At 71.2% G+C, this 14,359-nt stretch carries 14 protein-coding genes and 1 pseudogene; 8 read left to right on the forward strand and 7 right to left on the reverse strand.

The window, feature by feature from the left end; translation table 11 throughout:
* Positions 1 to 16: 16 nt before the first annotated feature.
* Entirely contained in the window at positions 17 to 439 is a 423-nt protein-coding gene (gene coaD / locus ACGFI2_RS23070; RefSeq protein WP_393520526.1) for a pantetheine-phosphate adenylyltransferase, read from the forward strand.
* Between the two features lie 58 nt (positions 440 to 497).
* Positions 498 to 1,040, forward strand: a complete 543-nt coding sequence (locus tag ACGFI2_RS23075) for a 2'-5' RNA ligase family protein (RefSeq protein ID WP_393520528.1) — start codon at positions 498 to 500, stop codon at positions 1,038 to 1,040.
* A gap of 25 nt (positions 1,041 to 1,065) precedes the next feature.
* Here the strand turns inward: ACGFI2_RS23075 and ACGFI2_RS23080 are convergent, their stop codons facing one another.
* On the reverse strand, positions 1,066 to 1,725 hold the full coding sequence (locus ACGFI2_RS23080; protein ID WP_393520530.1) for an HAD family hydrolase: 660 nt from the start codon (positions 1,723 to 1,725) through the stop codon (positions 1,066 to 1,068).
* A gap of 13 nt (positions 1,726 to 1,738) precedes the next feature.
* Positions 1,739 to 2,281: a hypothetical protein gene (locus ACGFI2_RS23085; protein WP_393520532.1), complete on the reverse strand. Its 543-nt coding sequence runs from the start codon at positions 2,279 to 2,281 to the stop codon at positions 1,739 to 1,741.
* Between the two features lie 97 nt (positions 2,282 to 2,378).
* Between ACGFI2_RS23085 and ACGFI2_RS23090 the strand changes: the two genes are divergently transcribed.
* The gene (locus ACGFI2_RS23090; RefSeq protein ID WP_393520534.1) at positions 2,379 to 2,672 is read left to right on the forward strand and encodes a hypothetical protein; all 294 of its coding nucleotides are present in this window, start codon (positions 2,379 to 2,381) and stop codon (positions 2,670 to 2,672) included.
* Between the two features lie 296 nt (positions 2,673 to 2,968).
* Here ACGFI2_RS23090 and ACGFI2_RS23095 read toward each other — a convergent pair whose 3' ends face one another.
* On the reverse strand, positions 2,969 to 3,514 hold the full coding sequence (locus tag ACGFI2_RS23095) for an AAA family ATPase (protein WP_393520536.1): 546 nt from the start codon (positions 3,512 to 3,514) through the stop codon (positions 2,969 to 2,971).
* Between the two features lie 188 nt (positions 3,515 to 3,702).
* Between ACGFI2_RS23095 and ACGFI2_RS23100 the strand changes: the two genes are divergently transcribed.
* The 3 genes from ACGFI2_RS23100 to ACGFI2_RS23110 all read left to right on the forward strand — a co-directional run bounded on the left by ACGFI2_RS23100 (position 3,703) and on the right by ACGFI2_RS23110 (position 5,511).
* Positions 3,703 to 4,542, forward strand: coding sequence for a helix-turn-helix domain-containing protein (locus tag ACGFI2_RS23100; protein WP_393520538.1), 840 nt, complete (start codon positions 3,703 to 3,705; stop codon positions 4,540 to 4,542).
* A 65-nt stretch (positions 4,543 to 4,607) separates the two neighbouring features.
* A complete protein-coding gene (locus ACGFI2_RS23105) occupies positions 4,608 to 5,189 on the forward strand; it encodes a dihydrofolate reductase family protein (protein WP_393520540.1) in 582 nt (193 codons plus the stop codon).
* Positions 5,190 to 5,271: 82 nt separating this feature from the next.
* The gene (locus ACGFI2_RS23110) at positions 5,272 to 5,511 is read left to right on the forward strand and encodes a hypothetical protein (RefSeq protein WP_393520542.1); all 240 of its coding nucleotides are present in this window, start codon (positions 5,272 to 5,274) and stop codon (positions 5,509 to 5,511) included.
* Between the two features lie 104 nt (positions 5,512 to 5,615).
* Here ACGFI2_RS23110 and ACGFI2_RS23115 read toward each other — a convergent pair whose 3' ends face one another.
* On the reverse strand, positions 5,616 to 6,500 hold the full coding sequence (locus tag ACGFI2_RS23115; RefSeq protein WP_393520544.1) for an aminoglycoside phosphotransferase family protein: 885 nt from the start codon (positions 6,498 to 6,500) through the stop codon (positions 5,616 to 5,618).
* A gap of 42 nt (positions 6,501 to 6,542) precedes the next feature.
* Positions 6,543 to 7,361 carry an alpha/beta fold hydrolase gene (locus ACGFI2_RS23120; RefSeq protein ID WP_393520546.1) on the reverse strand — a complete coding sequence of 273 codons (819 nt, stop codon included), beginning with the start codon at positions 7,359 to 7,361 and terminating at the stop codon, positions 6,543 to 6,545.
* Positions 7,362 to 7,468: 107 nt separating this feature from the next.
* Here ACGFI2_RS23120 and ACGFI2_RS23125 point away from each other — a divergent pair, with 107 nt between their 5' ends.
* Complete coding sequence (locus tag ACGFI2_RS23125; RefSeq protein WP_393520548.1) at positions 7,469 to 8,500, forward strand: sigma-70 family RNA polymerase sigma factor; 1,032 nt, start codon at positions 7,469 to 7,471, stop codon at positions 8,498 to 8,500.
* Between the two features lie 30 nt (positions 8,501 to 8,530).
* On the opposite strand, the pseudogene ACGFI2_RS23130 reads toward ACGFI2_RS23125, so the two are convergent.
* Positions 8,531 to 8,842: pseudogene (locus ACGFI2_RS23130) on the reverse strand (hypothetical protein); the annotation flags it as partial.
* A 274-nt stretch (positions 8,843 to 9,116) separates the two neighbouring features.
* On the opposite strand from ACGFI2_RS23130, the gene ACGFI2_RS23135 reads away from it, so the two are divergent.
* Positions 9,117 to 9,722, forward strand: a complete 606-nt coding sequence (locus tag ACGFI2_RS23135; RefSeq protein ID WP_393520550.1) for a winged helix-turn-helix domain-containing protein — start codon at positions 9,117 to 9,119, stop codon at positions 9,720 to 9,722.
* Positions 9,723 to 9,899: 177 nt separating this feature from the next.
* Here ACGFI2_RS23135 and ACGFI2_RS23140 read toward each other — a convergent pair whose 3' ends face one another.
* A complete protein-coding gene (locus ACGFI2_RS23140; protein WP_393520552.1) occupies positions 9,900 to 14,291 on the reverse strand; it encodes a S8 family serine peptidase in 4,392 nt (1,463 codons plus the stop codon).
* Positions 14,292 to 14,359 lie beyond the last annotated feature (68 nt).

Below are 14,359 nucleotides of genomic sequence, written 5' to 3' on the forward strand. Positions count from 1 at the left end.
CGCCTAGGGTCGGGTCATGGGCACCGACGACCGCGTGCGCGCGGTCTATCCCGGCAGCTTCGACCCGTTCACGCCCGGACACCTGGACGTGGTGGACCGGGCACGTGGCCTCTTCGACGAGGTGGTCGTGCTCGTCGCGGTGAACGGCGACAAGCATCCGGACGCCGACGAGGAAGAGCGGGCGGCCGTCGTCCGGGCCGTCCTGCCGCCCGACTGGACCACCGTCACGGTCGCGGCCTGGAGTGGGCTCACCGCCGCCTACTGCCGTGACCACGACGTCGCGGTGATCGTCCGGGGCGTGCGGAACACCACCGATCTCCAGGCCGAGAACCGGCTCGCCGGGATGAACGAGTCGTTGGGCGTCGCCACGGTCTTCCTGCCCGCGCGGCCCGAGCTGGCCGCCGTGTCGTCGACCGTGGTGCGCGCGTCGGGGCGGTGACGCCCTCCGGTCACGAATTCCGGTGGACTCTCCGGAGCGATCATCAGAGGCTGTGGCGATGGAGCCGACAGAGACTGCGCTGATCGTCGCCGTGCCCGAGACCGAGCGGGCCGTGGGGCACTTCCGGTCCGCTCTGGACACCGCCGCCGGATGGGGGGTGCCCGCTCACGTGACCGTGCTCTACCCGTTCCTGCCCCCGGACCGGATCGACGACGACGTGCTCAGCACCCTGAGTCGGATCTTCGAAGCCACGCCGCGGTTCGACGTCTCGTTCGCCGAGGTCAGGTGGTTCGGAGACACCGTAATCTGGCTCTCGCCGCAGCCGGATGACGGGTTGCGCCTGCTCACCGCGGCCGTGTGGCGGCGATTCCCCGAGGCTCCGCCGTACGCCGGCGCCCACGCCGACGTCGTACCGCATCTGACCGTCGGCCATGACGCTCCGAAGCACGTCCTGGCCGAAGCCGCCGAGGCTGTCGCCGGCCACCTGCCGATCCGCGCCACCGTCGACACGGTCCGGCTCATTGCCGGGGCACCCGAACCTCACTCCTGGCACACACTGCGCGAGTTTCGGCTCGGCGCGGAAGGAACGCCTCAACGCTGAGCGGGATCCTGGAGCGCCGGGTGGTTCAGGAGCGTCCGGCCGCGTTGTGCGCCGCGACCAGGGTCGGGAGTTCGTCAAGCGAGTTGATGCGGAACAGGCACCGCTCGGCGACGGCCGGCAGGTCGAGGATGTGGCCCCACGGGCCGCGCCGGATCAGGCACGCCGGCATCCCGGCGGCCATGGCCGGGCGGGCGTCGTTGTCGGGCCGGTCGCCCACGTAGAGGATCGCGGACGGGTCGCCGCCGCCGTCGCGGACGACCCGGTCGAAGAAGGCCGGCGCCGGCTTCGCCACGCCCCACCCGTGCGACGTGCCGATCACGTCCACCGGAAGGTCGAGCGCGCGCAGGCTCGCCTCTGCGTGCGCCGGCTGGTTGCCGGCCAGGCCGACGACCAGGCCCTGCTCCTTCAGGGCGGCCAGGCAGGATCGGGCGTCGGAGTGGAGATCCTCCTCGCCGAACGCCTCCGGCCGGCCGGCAGCCGCCCGGCGCTCCAGTTCGGCAGCGAGATCGAAGTCGGGCCGGAAGGTGCGGAACGACTCCTGCCAGTCCTGCCCTCGGGCGATCACCGCGCCGAAGACCGCCGAGAAGGTGTGCCGGGGCACGCCCAGCCAGTCCGCCCAGTCCGCGAACTCGCGGGACTCGTCGAGGATCGTTCCGCCGATGTCGAAGAAGACCGCCCTGATCACGTGTTCCGCTCCGTCAGGCGAAGTCGCGGCGCTTCAGCTTGGCTCGCCGGCCGTCCGGGTGGTGCCAGACCACGCCCTCGTACGCGGGGTGGGCCAGTAGCCACTCGCGCAGGCCCTCGACGTCGCGGGGAACCTCCAGCCGCTCGGCGTCGGCGTGCGCGACCAGCTCGTGTCCGCGTACCCCCTCGGGGTTGCCGTTGACCTTGGGGCCGATCAGCTCGTAGGTGCCGTGCGGGAACTCGCCGGGATGCGCGGCCAGGGCCTCGGCGTGGAACGCCGCGAACGACGACTGGGCGATCGGCTCCCAGCCCACGGTCTTGCCGGTGGTCTCGTCGGTCATGATCGGCCGGTAGTCCGGCGGCTGCGCCTTGCCGGGCTTCACCTCGCGCCGGGCCCACCAGTCGCCGTTCTCGTCGAGCAGCACGCAGGTGCCGTCGTACTTGCGGGTGGCGACGCCCTCGCCGTCGAGCACCCACCGGCACTCGGGGTCGGCCTCGGACAGGACGCGCCGGCGGTCGTCGGGGTCGCGGCGGAACAGCGTGGGGATCTTACGCATGTCGACATGGTGGCATCCGGGGTCGGGGAGCGCGACGGGATTGCGCCGCGGGCGGGAAGCCGTCACACCGGTTCCCGTCCTACCGGTACCCCCGGTCGTGCCGGTGCTCGTGCTCAGGCCGGTGCTGTTCGGGCCGGTCGTGCCCGTGCTCGTGCTCGGGCCGGTTCCGTTCGTGCCGGAGCCGGTGTTCGCTAGCGGGGTGGTTGTGGCGGTCGGCGTGACCGTGGGGCGGGGGCGGCCCCGGGCGGCGAGCGCGTCGGCCACGGCGGTAGCGGCCTTGACCGTGCGGAGCTGGTCCGGCACCACGATCGAGGTCAGCGGCGGCACCGGGGCCGCTGTGTGGGGCGGCGCGGCGACGGCCGTCTCGGGCGGCACGTCCGCCGGGGTGTGAGTCAGCCCCAACGCGTCGTCGACCCCCAGGCCACACCCCCGCCGAGCAGCAGCACCAGCACGGCGGCGGCGACCAGCCGGCACGGGGTGCGCCGAACCCGAGCCACGCTCGCATCGTAGTGGCGGTAGCCCGACCGGTCGTTGCCGCACGGGAGATCTTGGAACGGAAGGGCCCCTATGAGGGCCGTTTCCTTCCAAGATCTCCACGGGTCCGATGATGTGGAATATCAATCCTGCAAGGTGCACGTCGGCTCGCCGTGGTGGCGACGGTCGCGAGTTCGGGGGACGGCGAATCCGTCAGGCAGGTGGTGGGCACCGCCGCCGGACGTACTCGACGCGAGCGGCGACGTCATCGCGCGGCAGGGTGCAGAGTTCGTAGCCGAGTCCGCTGTAGGCGGTGACCATCGCCTCGTGGGTCTGGACCGCCTCGGCGAAGTCCTGGTGTCGCTGGCTGTCGGTGGTGTAGATCTGCGGCCAGGGCGGAGCGATGAACACCCGCCGGTGGTAGCGGAACAATCGCGCCGCGGCCGTCACATGCTCCGGAACGGGGAGGCCGAGCAGGAGGTGGTAGCCGACCAGGTCCGGAATTCCCCGGTCGAAGAAGACGACCCCGCGGTGCTGGCGGGCCTGGCGGTAGGAGCGGATCTCCCAACTGAGCATGATCTCGGCGAACAGGCGCGAGTCCCGGGTGTGCGTCGCCTGACCGCCGATCGCCGTCTGGTCCTGGATGACCTGTCGGCCCGCCTCCTCCACGCAGGCGTGGCCGGTACGGCGCAGTGCGTCGACAAGCGTGGTCTTGCCTGCGCCGGGGCCACCGGTGACCACCACGAACCGGCTGCTCATGCCATCCCTCCTGGTTCGGCTCAGTTCGAATCAGTCTCCTGCCAGCACCGAACATGCACACACGCCATCTGCGCGACGTCCGCGACCCGGGCCGAGCGAACGGTCAGCGAGAAACCCGCCGCCGAATCGTATGCCGCGCCTCCGCGCGCCCCATCGGACTTGTCCGGCTCCTCGGCGATGCTGGGGGCGTGGAGTACGTGTCCAGAGTGCCGCGACCGCCGCTGGACGGGCTGATCGATGACCTCTACTACCTGGAGGGCGCTCCGCCGTACGCCCGGCTGACGCTGCCACCGGCGCCCACGGCGTTGCTCATCGTCAACCTCGGGGCGCCGTTCCGCATCCGCGCCGGCACCGACATCGAGGCGGCCGGGTACGCCGACGGCTGCGTGGTAACCATGCCCACCCGCGCCTACGAGTTCGGCTATCCACCGGAGACCCGGTCGGTCGGCGTGCACGTCAAGCCGTGGGGCCTCGCGCCGTTCCTGCCGATGCCCGCGGCCGAGCTGTGTGACCGGCCGGTGACGCTGGAGCAGGTCTGGGGCCGGCCCGCCGTTGCCGAGCTGCGGGACCGGCTGACCATGGCGGACGAACCGCACGAGATGCTGACGCTGCTCGAGGAGGCGCTGATGCGACGGCTGTGCGAGACCGCCGGCCTGGGGCTGGTCCGCCATACGAGCAGCGTCATCGCGGCGACCGGCGGGGCGGTGGTGATCGGTGACCTGAGCGTGGCAGCCGGCGTCAGCAGCACTCATCTGGCACAGCGGTTCAAGGAGCTCATCGGCGTCACGCCGAAGCGGCTGGCCCGCACCCACCGCTTCGCCGCCACCCTTTTCTCGATCGACCCCGCCGCACCGATCGACTGGGGCGACGTCGCCAGTCGCGCGGGCTACTTCGACCAGGCCCATTTCGGCCACGATTTCCGGGCGTTCACCGGGCTCACGCCGACCCGGTACGTCGAAGTCCGGCGGCGGTTCCTGCGCGAACATCCCGGCCACGTGCTGGACGGCTGGCCGCTGCCGGCCGATTGATTTCGTACAAGAACGGCAGCTCATGACGCGCTAACTTGAGGGCCCGCCAGAGCAGAGGAGAGCCCGTGGGCAAGGTGGTCATGTACGGCTCGGTGTCGGTGGACGGCTTCGTCGCGGACGAGCACGACCAGCCCGGACCGCTGTTCGACTGGTTGTCCAACGGTGACGTCCCGTTGGACTCCAGCGGCGCGGTGACGGTGTCGCAAGCCTCCTACGACCACACTCGTGCTTACTGGGACCAGATCGGGGTGACCATCTGTGGCCGCCACGTCTTCGACCTGACGGACGGCTGGGACGGGAAGCCACCGAGCGGGATCGACCACGTGGTCGTCGTGACGCACCGGCCGGCGCCTGAGGGCTGGGACCCGGAGGCGCCGTTCCACTTCGTCGACGGCGTCGAGGCGGCCGTGGCCAGGGCGCAGGAGCTTGCGGGTGACCGGGTGGTCGAGGTCGCCGCCGGCGACGTCGGGGGCCAGGTGCTCGCCGCGGGCCTGGTCGACGAGGTGCGCATGGACGTCGTACCCGTCGTGTTCGGGTCCGGCAAGCGCTACTTCGGGTCGGTCCACGCGCAGCACCTGTTGGAAGATCCTGACGTGGTGATTCAGGGTAATCGGGTGCTTCACCTGCGCCACCGGGTGCGTCGTTGACCCACTTATCCGGTGCGAACTTCCCGTGCTGCGTTCCGGTAGGGGTCGAGTATCGGCTCAATGAGCAGCGGAGAAGCCGCCAATGTCTCTTGGGAGGCGATGTCGTAGGCAGGCCGTCGAGCTGCCGCTGACGTCGCGGCTGCGGCGCGGCTACCGCATCGAGGACGTCGACGCCGTCCTGCACCGCTTCGCCTACGAGCTGGCCGAACGGTCCCGCCAGCTCCGCCTGGCGACCCCCGAGAACCGCCGGATCAAAACCGCGTTGCGCAGGTGGCAGTCCGAGAGCGTGCCTTCAGATCTTGGTACGGATCGGCCCCCATAGGGGCCCACTTCTACCAAGATCTACGTGCTTCAAGGCAGAAAAGTGGGCTCCTTTCCGGCGGCGAGTTCACCGCCCGGGCCGCCAACGGCCCTGGGCGCGGTCGGTCAGTCGTGGCGGTGACGCACGATGTGGTCGATGTGGCGGAGCGTGTCCTCGCGGTCGTCCTCGCTGATCGAGTCCCACAGGTCCGCCAGCCAGTAGAGCGAGCCCGACAGCATCCAGGCCCACCCGCGTACCCAGGTTGCCTCGTCGAATCCGAGCGCCTCCCGGTAGACGGCCCGCGCCCGGGCGTCGAACAGGCTCCAGCCCGGCCGCACCTCGACCGCCGGATCGCCCCGGCCGAGACCGCCGAAGTCGATCACCCCGGTGAGCCTGCCCCGGTCGACCAGCAGATTGCCTTCCAGGAGATCACCGTGAAGCCAGACCGGCGGCCCGGACCACTCGTCCGCCGCCATCCCCTCGTCCCATGCCGCGGTCACCGCCCGCCCGTCGATCCGGTCGCCCAGGGCCGCGATCGACCGGCGGGTCAGTTCGTCTCGCCGCACCAGAGGTACGCCGCGCTGAATCCCCTCCTTCACCGGACCGCCCATCGGGTCGATCCCGATCATCGCGAGCACGAAGTCGGCGAGATCGACGGCGAGGTCGGCGAGGTCCTGCCCGGCTTCCGGGTTACGCCCGTCCAGCCAGGGCACGACCGTCCACGGCCACGGATAGTCCCCGCCCGGCCCGCCGACAGCGATCGGCACCGGCACCGGGACCGGAAGGTACGGCGCCAGCCGCGGCAGCCAGGTCGCGTCGGTCGCGACCTGGTCGACCGCCCACGGTGCCCGCGGCAGCCGCGCCGTCAGGGAAGCGCCGAGCCGGAACAGCGCGTTGTCGGTGCCGGTCAACGGCTGCGCGACGATCGGCAGGTCCGACCATTCGGGGAACTGCTCGTCGATCAGGGCGCGCACCTGCTGGACCGTGACGACAACTTCTCCGGGGCGCATCGCGGGACCGTAGAACTCGCTCGGTGCCCGGTCAATCGAAATTCAGCGGCCCTGGTCGAGGAAGGCGAGCGTGACGGCGGCGAAGAGCGGGGAGTCGACGATGTCGTAGTGGGACAGGCCGGGCAGGATCGCCAGCGCGTGCCCGCCCGCCGGCCGTCCCTCGCCGGTCCAGCCGCCGTCGCGCAGCCCGCCGTCGAGCAGCTTGAACACGTCGACGTAGTGGCTCGGCGGGGCCATGTCGGCGTCGGCGGCGACCACAAGCGTCGGCACCCGCAGGCCACGGACCTGCTCGGTGAAGTCGAAGTCCTCCCGCATCGCCTCGCCGATCTTGTCGAGCAGCCGGGGGAAGTCCTCCGGGCGCGGAGCCACCCGCTGGTACAGCTCGTACATCGGGGTGTCCTTCATGAACTCGGCCGCCGCGCCGTTGACCTGGCCCTGCTGCGCGAGCATCTCCGGGTAGACGGCGTCGCGGCGGATGTTCGCCGACGCGGAGACCAGCCGGCCCACCTTCTCCGGGTGCCGGAACGCCACGTGCATGGCCACCCCGCCGCCGAGGGAGAAGCCCACCAGGTCCGGCCGGTCCAGGCCGAGGTGGTCGATGAGCGCGGCGATGTCGTCGGCCATCAGCGCGAAGTCGATCGGCCGGTCGACGTCGGCGGTGCGGCCGTGCCCCTGCAGGTCGACCAGGATCACCTGGTGCTCGGCGGCCAGGATGGGCAGGACCGCGGTGAACATCTCGCCGGACCCGAGCCCGCCGTGCAGCAGGATCATCGGCCGGCCGGCGCCGTGCGTCTCGACGTAGAGGCGGATGCCGTTCACGTCGGCGTACCGTCCGGGGGAGTCGGTCTCAACGGTGGTCATCGGGTGCTCCTTCGGTGTTCCGTGGTGACGAACCATGGACCGGACACGCCCGGCGAACTCATCGGTGCGCGCCACCCGCGTGTTCCGGGTGCTCGCGTTCGCGCAGCATGTGGTCTAGTTTCGAACAGGTGAGCGAGGTGGCGAGCGTCCCCGTGGAGACGCGACTTGAGGCGTACCGGCCGGAGCTGACCGGCTACTGCTACCGGATGCTGGGCTCGGCGTTCGAAGCCGAGGACGCGGTGCAGGACACGTTCGTCCGGGCCTGGCGCAACTTCGACCGCTTCGAGGGGCGGTCCGCGCTGCGGACGTGGCTCTACCGGATCGCGACGAACGTCTGCCTGAACATGGCCGCCAGCGCCCAGCGCCGGGTCCGGCCGATGGACCTCGGCCCGGCCGGCAGCGGCACCGCGACCCACCCGGGCGAGCCGCGCCCGGAGCAGATCTGGCTCGGCCCGGTGCCGGACGACCGGGTGCTGACCTCGGCCGGCGACCCGGCCGAGGTGGTCGCCGGGCGGGAGTCCGTCCGGCTGGCGTTCGTCGCCGCGTTGCAGCACCTTCCGCCGAAGCAGCGGGCCGTGCTCATCCTGCGCGAGGTGCTGACGTGGTCGGCCCAGGAGGTCGCGGAGCTGCTCGACACGTCGGTGGCGAGCGTGAACAGCGCGTTGCAACGGGCGCGGGCCACGATCGCGTCCGCCGACACCGGCGCCGAGGCGCGCCGCCCGCTCGACGAGGAGCAGCAGGCGCTGCTGGCCCGCTACGTGCGCGCGTTCGAGGCGTACGACCTCACCGCGCTCACCGAGCTGCTGCACGAGGACGCGACGCTGTCGATGCCGCCGGTGCCGCTGTGGCTGCGCGGTCCCGACCACATCACGGCCTGGATGACCGGCACGGGCAACGGCTGCCGCGGCTCCCGCCTGGTGCCCGTGGCGGCCAACGGCATGCCGGCCTTCGGGCAGTACCGGCGCGACCCCGACTCAGGGCACGTGCCCTGGTCGCTGATCGTGATCGGGCTCTCCGGGGGGCGGATCACGTCGCTCAACCACTTCCTCGACACCGACCGCCTGTTCCCGCTCTTCGGCCTGCCGGATCGGCTCGAGGAGGGCGTCGGCCAGCCCGAGCAGGCCGGCCAGGTCGCCTAGGTCCACGCTCGCGCCCCGGATCTCCAGCCGCCAGCCGAACCGTCGGGCGGTCAGCCGGAGCCGGGCCAGGGTCTCGACCGTGACCAGGTCGGGCCGGGTCACGGCGGACACGTCGCAGACCACCACCCCCCGGTCGCGGCCCCGCAGCGCCTCGGCCAGCTCGGCGCAGCGGACCGCGATGTCCGCGCGGGTCGGCGTCGAACCGGCCAGCCGCAGCACGAGGGTGGTCACGCCGATCAGACCGGCGTACGGCCCCGTACTCATCGCTAACGCGCTGCCGAGCGGTGAGGCGGGGCCCCCTGTTGACACGTGACCGTCGGCCCGGCCGGTCATCCACTCCATCTCGTGGCGCGGGCCGGCCACGGCCGGGCGACGCAATTTCCTCCGGTCATCTTGCCGGACGCAGTTACATCGATGTTAACTGCTATACCAATCATCGTTGGGCGGCTATATGATCCCCGGTAGCTCGCCCCGAAGCCTCACGAAACAGCAGCTCCGGCTCGTCTCAGGTCACCTGCCGCACCAGGTGCCGCAACCGTGGGTGGTCCGATCCGCCGTCGAAACCGGCGTGGTAATTGCCGGGTGCTGCGTCAGCCTGCCGGAAAGGTGGGAACGGATGACAACGATCCCGTCCTTGGTCATCGGCATCGCGACCACGGCGACCGAGCGCCGGCAGCTCGCCCAACTGCTCGGCGGCACCGAGACGTTCCTGATCGTCTCCAGTGCCCACCAGGCCCGCAGGTTCCTCGACCTGGTCCGCCGGCCGGCGGTCGCACGGGCACCCGACGCCGTCGCACCCGTCGAAGCCGACGCTTCACCTGCCGAAGTTGCCGCCCTGCGTGCGGCACCCGGGGGTGCGCACATGGAGATCGAGGGCCCGTCGGTCGAGGTCGCTGCCCCGTCGGTCGACGCCGGAGTGCCGGCCGGTCCGCCGAGTTCGGAGTTGGCCGTGGACTCCGACCGGCGGGTGTTGCGATGGCGTGAACGGGAGGTCGGGTTGACGCCGCTGGAGCACGACCTGCTGATCTGCCTTGCCCGCACCCCGGGCCAGGTGTGGACGTACGCCCGGCTGCACCGCACGGTCTGGGGCAACGACCACCTCGGCCGGGGCTCCGACATGCACTCGGTGGTTCGCCGCATCCGGCACAAGCTGGGCCGCCTGGACGCCGGCGCCACCATCCACGCCGTCCGAGGCGTCGGCTTCCGCCTGGCCCCTTCCTGACCCGCCCCACCCCGCCCTCCGTCCCCACGGGGTCCTGGGCTCGGCGTGACCAAGGGGTTCGGGTGCCGGGCGCCGCCGGCACGCGACGCAAACTCCTTGATCAACCCCAGGGGGTGGGCGTGGGGCGGCCCGCCCGGTGGGGAGCACCGGGCGGGCCGGACCTGTCGGGCCGCTGGGTCAGCAGCGGGTGGGGGAGAGGGTGAAGTCCTCCACGGTGGGCGTGCTGGAGTTGATCTTCGTCTGGCGCGTCTGGGGCTTCCAGCCGTCCTTGGCGACGATCAACGTGAGCGGGTTGTTACGCCGGTCCATCCAGTAGGCGTACTTTCCGTCGGCGTCCGTGGTGAACGTGTAGGAACTCGCCCAGGAGTCGACCTGGACGGTCGCGCCCGGCAGCGGAGCGGTGCCGCCCTGGCAGCTCCTGCCGGTGACCGTCCCGGACAACTTGCCCCAGGTGGTCGGCGGCTGCGCGATCATGGTGACCGTCACCGGCGCCACCGGGTACGGGGTGTCCTCCTTGATCGCGACGGACGCGGAGTAGGTGCCCGGCTGGTCGACGTTCGCGGTCATGCCGACCGTGACCGTGACCTTCTCGCCGGGCGCCAGCGTGACCTTCGACTTGTCGACCGTCAACCAACTGACGTCGGCCGAGCCCTCGGAGCACTCGCCGAAGCCGGGCAGGACCTCGCTGTCCTTGGTGGCCGTGAAGCCGCCCGACGAGCCGCCGACCTTGTAGAACCCGCAGGCCGCGCCGCCCCGGTAGCGGGGGGCGTTGGCGTTGGGCAGGTTGGCCCAGGAGTCGGTCGCCGGGTCGTACGCGAAGCCGGCGTTGGTGATGGCGCCACCCTGCGACCCGCCGACGACCAGGAGCTTGCCGTTCGCCACCGCGTACGAGGAGGCCCAGTTGTCGGCCGGCGCGTCCGGGATGGCGGTCCAGGCGTTGGCGCCCGGGTCGAAGGCGTAGCCGGCCTTCTGCGAGTTCGTGCCGTCGTTGCCGCCGGTGCAGTAGACGGTGCCGTCGATCCCGCCGCAGGACAGGAACGCCACCGACTTCGGGTAGGCCGGCAGGGTCTCCCAGGTGTTCGCGCCCGGGTCGTACCGGACCACCGTGTTGGACATCGGCAGGCAACTGGCCGTGGTGCAGCCGCCGATCGCGTAGAGCTTGCCGCCCGCGACGGCCTGCCCGGCCGCCGACCGTGGCGCCGGGTTGGCCGCCTTCGGCGTCCAGGTGTTCGCCGCCGGGTCGTACGACCAGGTGGCGCCGTCCGGGCCGGAGGCGCCCCAGCCGCCGCTGGCGACGATCTTGCCGTCGATCACGCCGACCGTCATCGCGGTACGGGCGCCGGGCAGGTCGGCGATGGCGGACCAGGTCTGCGCGACCGGGTCGTACCGGTAGTTCTTCGTGCTGGACGTGGTGCCGTCACCGCCGCCGATCGAGTAGACCTTGCCGTCGACGTTGACGACCCGGTTGTCCATCACGTTCGCCGGGTGGCCCGGGATGGCGGTCCACGGGTCCGCGGTCGGCGCGGTCGGCGCGACCGACGTGGCCGACTTGCCGGACGAACGGGCCGCGAACGACGTCGCCGCGGTCAGTCGCTGCGCCGGCGCGCCGGTCGAGCCGAGCAGCGCCTGCTCGGACAGCTGGGAGCCGTCCGCGCGTTGCAGCACGAACCCGCCGTCACGTTCGGAGAACTCGACGTTGACCGGGGCCCCGCCGGTGTTGGTCACCGTGAACGTCTTGCTGACCTTGCCGCTGGGCATCCGGGCCGTGCCGGTCAGCGACGTCGGCTGCACCGACAGCCGGCCGGCGGCCAGTTGGAAGTTGGCCGCGGTGGCCCAGTCGGTCTGGACGTCCACCTGCTTGGTCTGGCTCACGTAGTTGCCGGCGCTGGCCGTGAACGGATGCGTGCCGGTCAGCGAGGAGAACATCCAGTAGAAGCCGTCGGGCAGCTCGGTGTCGTCCGGGGTGGCGACCGTGGTGGCCTTCTCCGTCGGGCGGTCCTTGCTGGTCACCGTGGCGCCGTTGACGTAGCCGTTGTCGTTCTTGTCGCGCACGTGGCCGAGCACCAGGCCGCCGTCGACCGGCTTGCAGACGAGCTTGCTGCCGATCAGCACGTTGTCGAGCTCCCACCACCATTCCCAGCTGGCCTCGTAGTAGTGGAAGCGCACCCGCACCTGCGACTGGTTCGCCGCCTGCGGAATCGGCACCTCGGTCACCTTGTTGCGCACGTCGGCGGCCTGCCGGAGCACGTTGCTCCAGGTGGTGCCGCCGTCGAGGCTCAGGTCGACGTCCGCGCGGTCGCTGTTCAGCCAGTTGTAGTCCTGGTTGAACCGGATCACCGGAGCGCTCACCCCGGTCAGGTCGACCACCGGGCTGACCAGCGACGTGTCCTGCCGCCCGCCGCTGCCGTAGTTGTCGCTGTCGATGATGGCGAAGTGGCCGCTGCCGCCGGTCAGGTTCCCGCGCTCGCCCTTGTCGTCGAACTCCCAGACCTGGCCGGTGCCGGCGTTGTCCACCACGGACCAGCCCTCCGGCACGCCGGTGCCGTCGAACGTCTCGTACACGCCGTCGGAGCTGACGGTGTAGCCGGGCGCGGTGGTGCACGCCTCCGGGTTCGCCGGCACCGCGATGTTCGCGGTCAGGTTGCCGGCGCCGACCGTGACCTCCTTGGTGACCGGCAGGTAGCCGGCGTACTGCGGCTCGACCTTGAGCCGGTAGGTCGCCCCGGCCGGCAGCTTCAGGCTGTAACGGCCGGTGGCGGGCGTGGTGTAGTCGGAGATCGGCGTGCCCTCGACGCTTACCTTCGCGTACAGCGGCCAGCCGTGGCCGGAGCCGTCGGTGACCTGTCCGCTGACCGTGACGCTCGCGACGGCGCTGAGCGCGACGTCGAGCGTGGTGGTCGTGTTCTTGGTGACCGTCGCGCTCAGCGTCCGGCTCGCGTACCCGAACGCCGAGACGACCACCTGGTAGTCACCGGCGGGCAGCAGCGAGGAGTACGTCCCGTCGGCGCCGGTGGTGAGCGTCCGGTCCGCCGCGCCGGTCAGGGTGACCGTCGCGCCGGCGATCGGGGTGCCGCCGGCGTCGGTGACCTTGCCGGCCAGGGTGCCGTTGTCCCCGACCGGGGCGGCGGCGACCAGCGCGAGCGCGTCGAGGCGGCCCTCGCCGTAGACGTTGTTGTCGTCCGCGGTGCCACCGCACTGCGTGTCGGACTTGTCGACCGCCGTGTCGTTCAACAGCGCGCGGGTCGCCGTGACGTCGCCGACCAGGGTGGGCGCCGCGGACCACAGCAGCGCGATCGCGCCGGCCAGGTGCGGCGCCGCCATCGAGGTGCCGCTGATGCTGGCGTACGAGTTGTTCGGCACGCTGGAACGGACGTTGACGCCGGGCGCCGAGATGTTCGGCTTGATCTCGCCGTTCTGCCCGGTGCCCCGGGACGAGAAGCTGGCGATGTTGTTGTTGACGTCGTAGGCGCCGGCCGAGTAGTTGCTGGCCAGGCTGCCCGGTGAGCCACTGGTCTGGCAGGACGGTCCGTTGTTGCCGTTGGACCAGACGCCGAAGATGCCGGAGGCGGTCCAGGCGTCGGTGACGTCCTCCATGAACGGCTCGTTGGACGGCTGCGTGGTGCCCCACGAGTTGTTGATGATGTTCGGCCGCTTGCTGGCGTCCGGGTTCTGCCCGTTCAGGTCGGTGGGCTCCAGCATCCACTGCCCGGAGGAGACCAGCGCGGCGTCGGTCGGGCAGCACCCGTTCGCGGCGATCCACTTGACCTCGGGGGCGACGCCGATCTGGTTGGCGCCGTCCGAGCCGGCCATGGTGCCCATGGTGTGGGTGCCGTGCCCGTCGGAGTCACACGGCGCGGTGGCGCACTCGCCGGCCGCGTCGTACCAGTTGTAGTTGTGGTCGAAGGTGCCGTCGCCGTTGTTGCCCCGGTAGGAGTTCACCAGCGCCGGGTGGTTGAACTGCACGCCGCTGTCGATGCTGGCCACGGTGATGCCGGCGCCCTTGACGCCGTACTGGGACCAGACGTCGTCGGCGTTGATGTTGGCGATGCCCCACTCCAGGGCGTTCGTCGACTTCTCGTCGGTGCCGGGAGTGGTCTTCGGCAGCCTGTAGTCGACCGGGGCGTAGATGCCGTCCACCTCGGCGTGGGCGGCGAAGTTCTGCGCCATGGTCAGTGAGCCGCCGGTGACCTTGATGGCGTTGGTGGCCCAGAACGTCTGGTACGTCGTACCCGAGCGGTCCAGCTCGGCGCGGATCTTCGCCTGGCTGTCGGCGGCGGTCTTCTTCAGCGTCGCGGCGACCGCGGCGCCCCGCTGGTTCCAGTCCTTGACCGCGGTGGCCTTGCCCAGGTCGGCCCGATCCTTGAAGTGGATCCAGAAGTCGCCCTCGCTCTTGCCCTGGAGCTGACGGGTGAGTTCGGGGCGGATCTTGTCGCCGGCGGTCGCGCCGGTGCCGGTGCCGGCCTGCGCTGGAGTGCCGGTGGCGGCCAACGCGGTCGCGGCGAGGACCAGTGCGGCGCCCGCGCTCACCAGCCGCCGGGCCAGACCCCTTCTGCGTGGATGTCTCAGCATCGGTGCTGCCTCCTCCAGGATGACCCGCGGATGATCGAGCCATGACAGAAGGGCCAGGAGACTGCGCT

It is taken from the genome of Micromonospora sp. NPDC049282 (assembly GCF_043197045.1).
Lineage (GTDB): Bacteria > Actinomycetota > Actinomycetes > Mycobacteriales > Micromonosporaceae > Micromonospora.

What these genes read in the sequence shown, in the direction of transcription:
- coaD (WP_393520526.1), top strand. Translation starts at nt 17, where the DNA reads ATGGGCACCGACGACCGCGTGCGCGCGGTCTATCCCGGCAGCTTCGAC.
- ACGFI2_RS23075 (WP_393520528.1), top strand. Translation starts at nt 498, where the DNA reads ATGGAGCCGACAGAGACTGCGCTGATCGTCGCCGTGCCCGAGACCGAG.
- ACGFI2_RS23085 (WP_393520532.1), bottom strand. Translation starts at nt 2,281, where the DNA reads ATGCGTAAGATCCCCACGCTGTTCCGCCGCGACCCCGACGACCGCCGG.
- ACGFI2_RS23095 (WP_393520536.1), bottom strand. Translation starts at nt 3,514, where the DNA reads ATGAGCAGCCGGTTCGTGGTGGTCACCGGTGGCCCCGGCGCAGGCAAG.
- ACGFI2_RS23110 (WP_393520542.1), top strand. Translation starts at nt 5,272, where the DNA reads ATGTCTCTTGGGAGGCGATGTCGTAGGCAGGCCGTCGAGCTGCCGCTG.
- ACGFI2_RS23115 (WP_393520544.1), bottom strand. Translation starts at nt 6,500, where the DNA reads ATGCGCCCCGGAGAAGTTGTCGTCACGGTCCAGCAGGTGCGCGCCCTG.
- ACGFI2_RS23120 (WP_393520546.1), bottom strand. Translation starts at nt 7,361, where the DNA reads ATGACCACCGTTGAGACCGACTCCCCCGGACGGTACGCCGACGTGAAC.
- ACGFI2_RS23125 (WP_393520548.1), top strand. Translation starts at nt 7,469, where the DNA reads ATGTGGTCTAGTTTCGAACAGGTGAGCGAGGTGGCGAGCGTCCCCGTG.
- ACGFI2_RS23135 (WP_393520550.1), top strand. Translation starts at nt 9,117, where the DNA reads ATGACAACGATCCCGTCCTTGGTCATCGGCATCGCGACCACGGCGACC.
- ACGFI2_RS23140 (WP_393520552.1), bottom strand. Translation starts at nt 14,291, where the DNA reads ATGCTGAGACATCCACGCAGAAGGGGTCTGGCCCGGCGGCTGGTGAGC.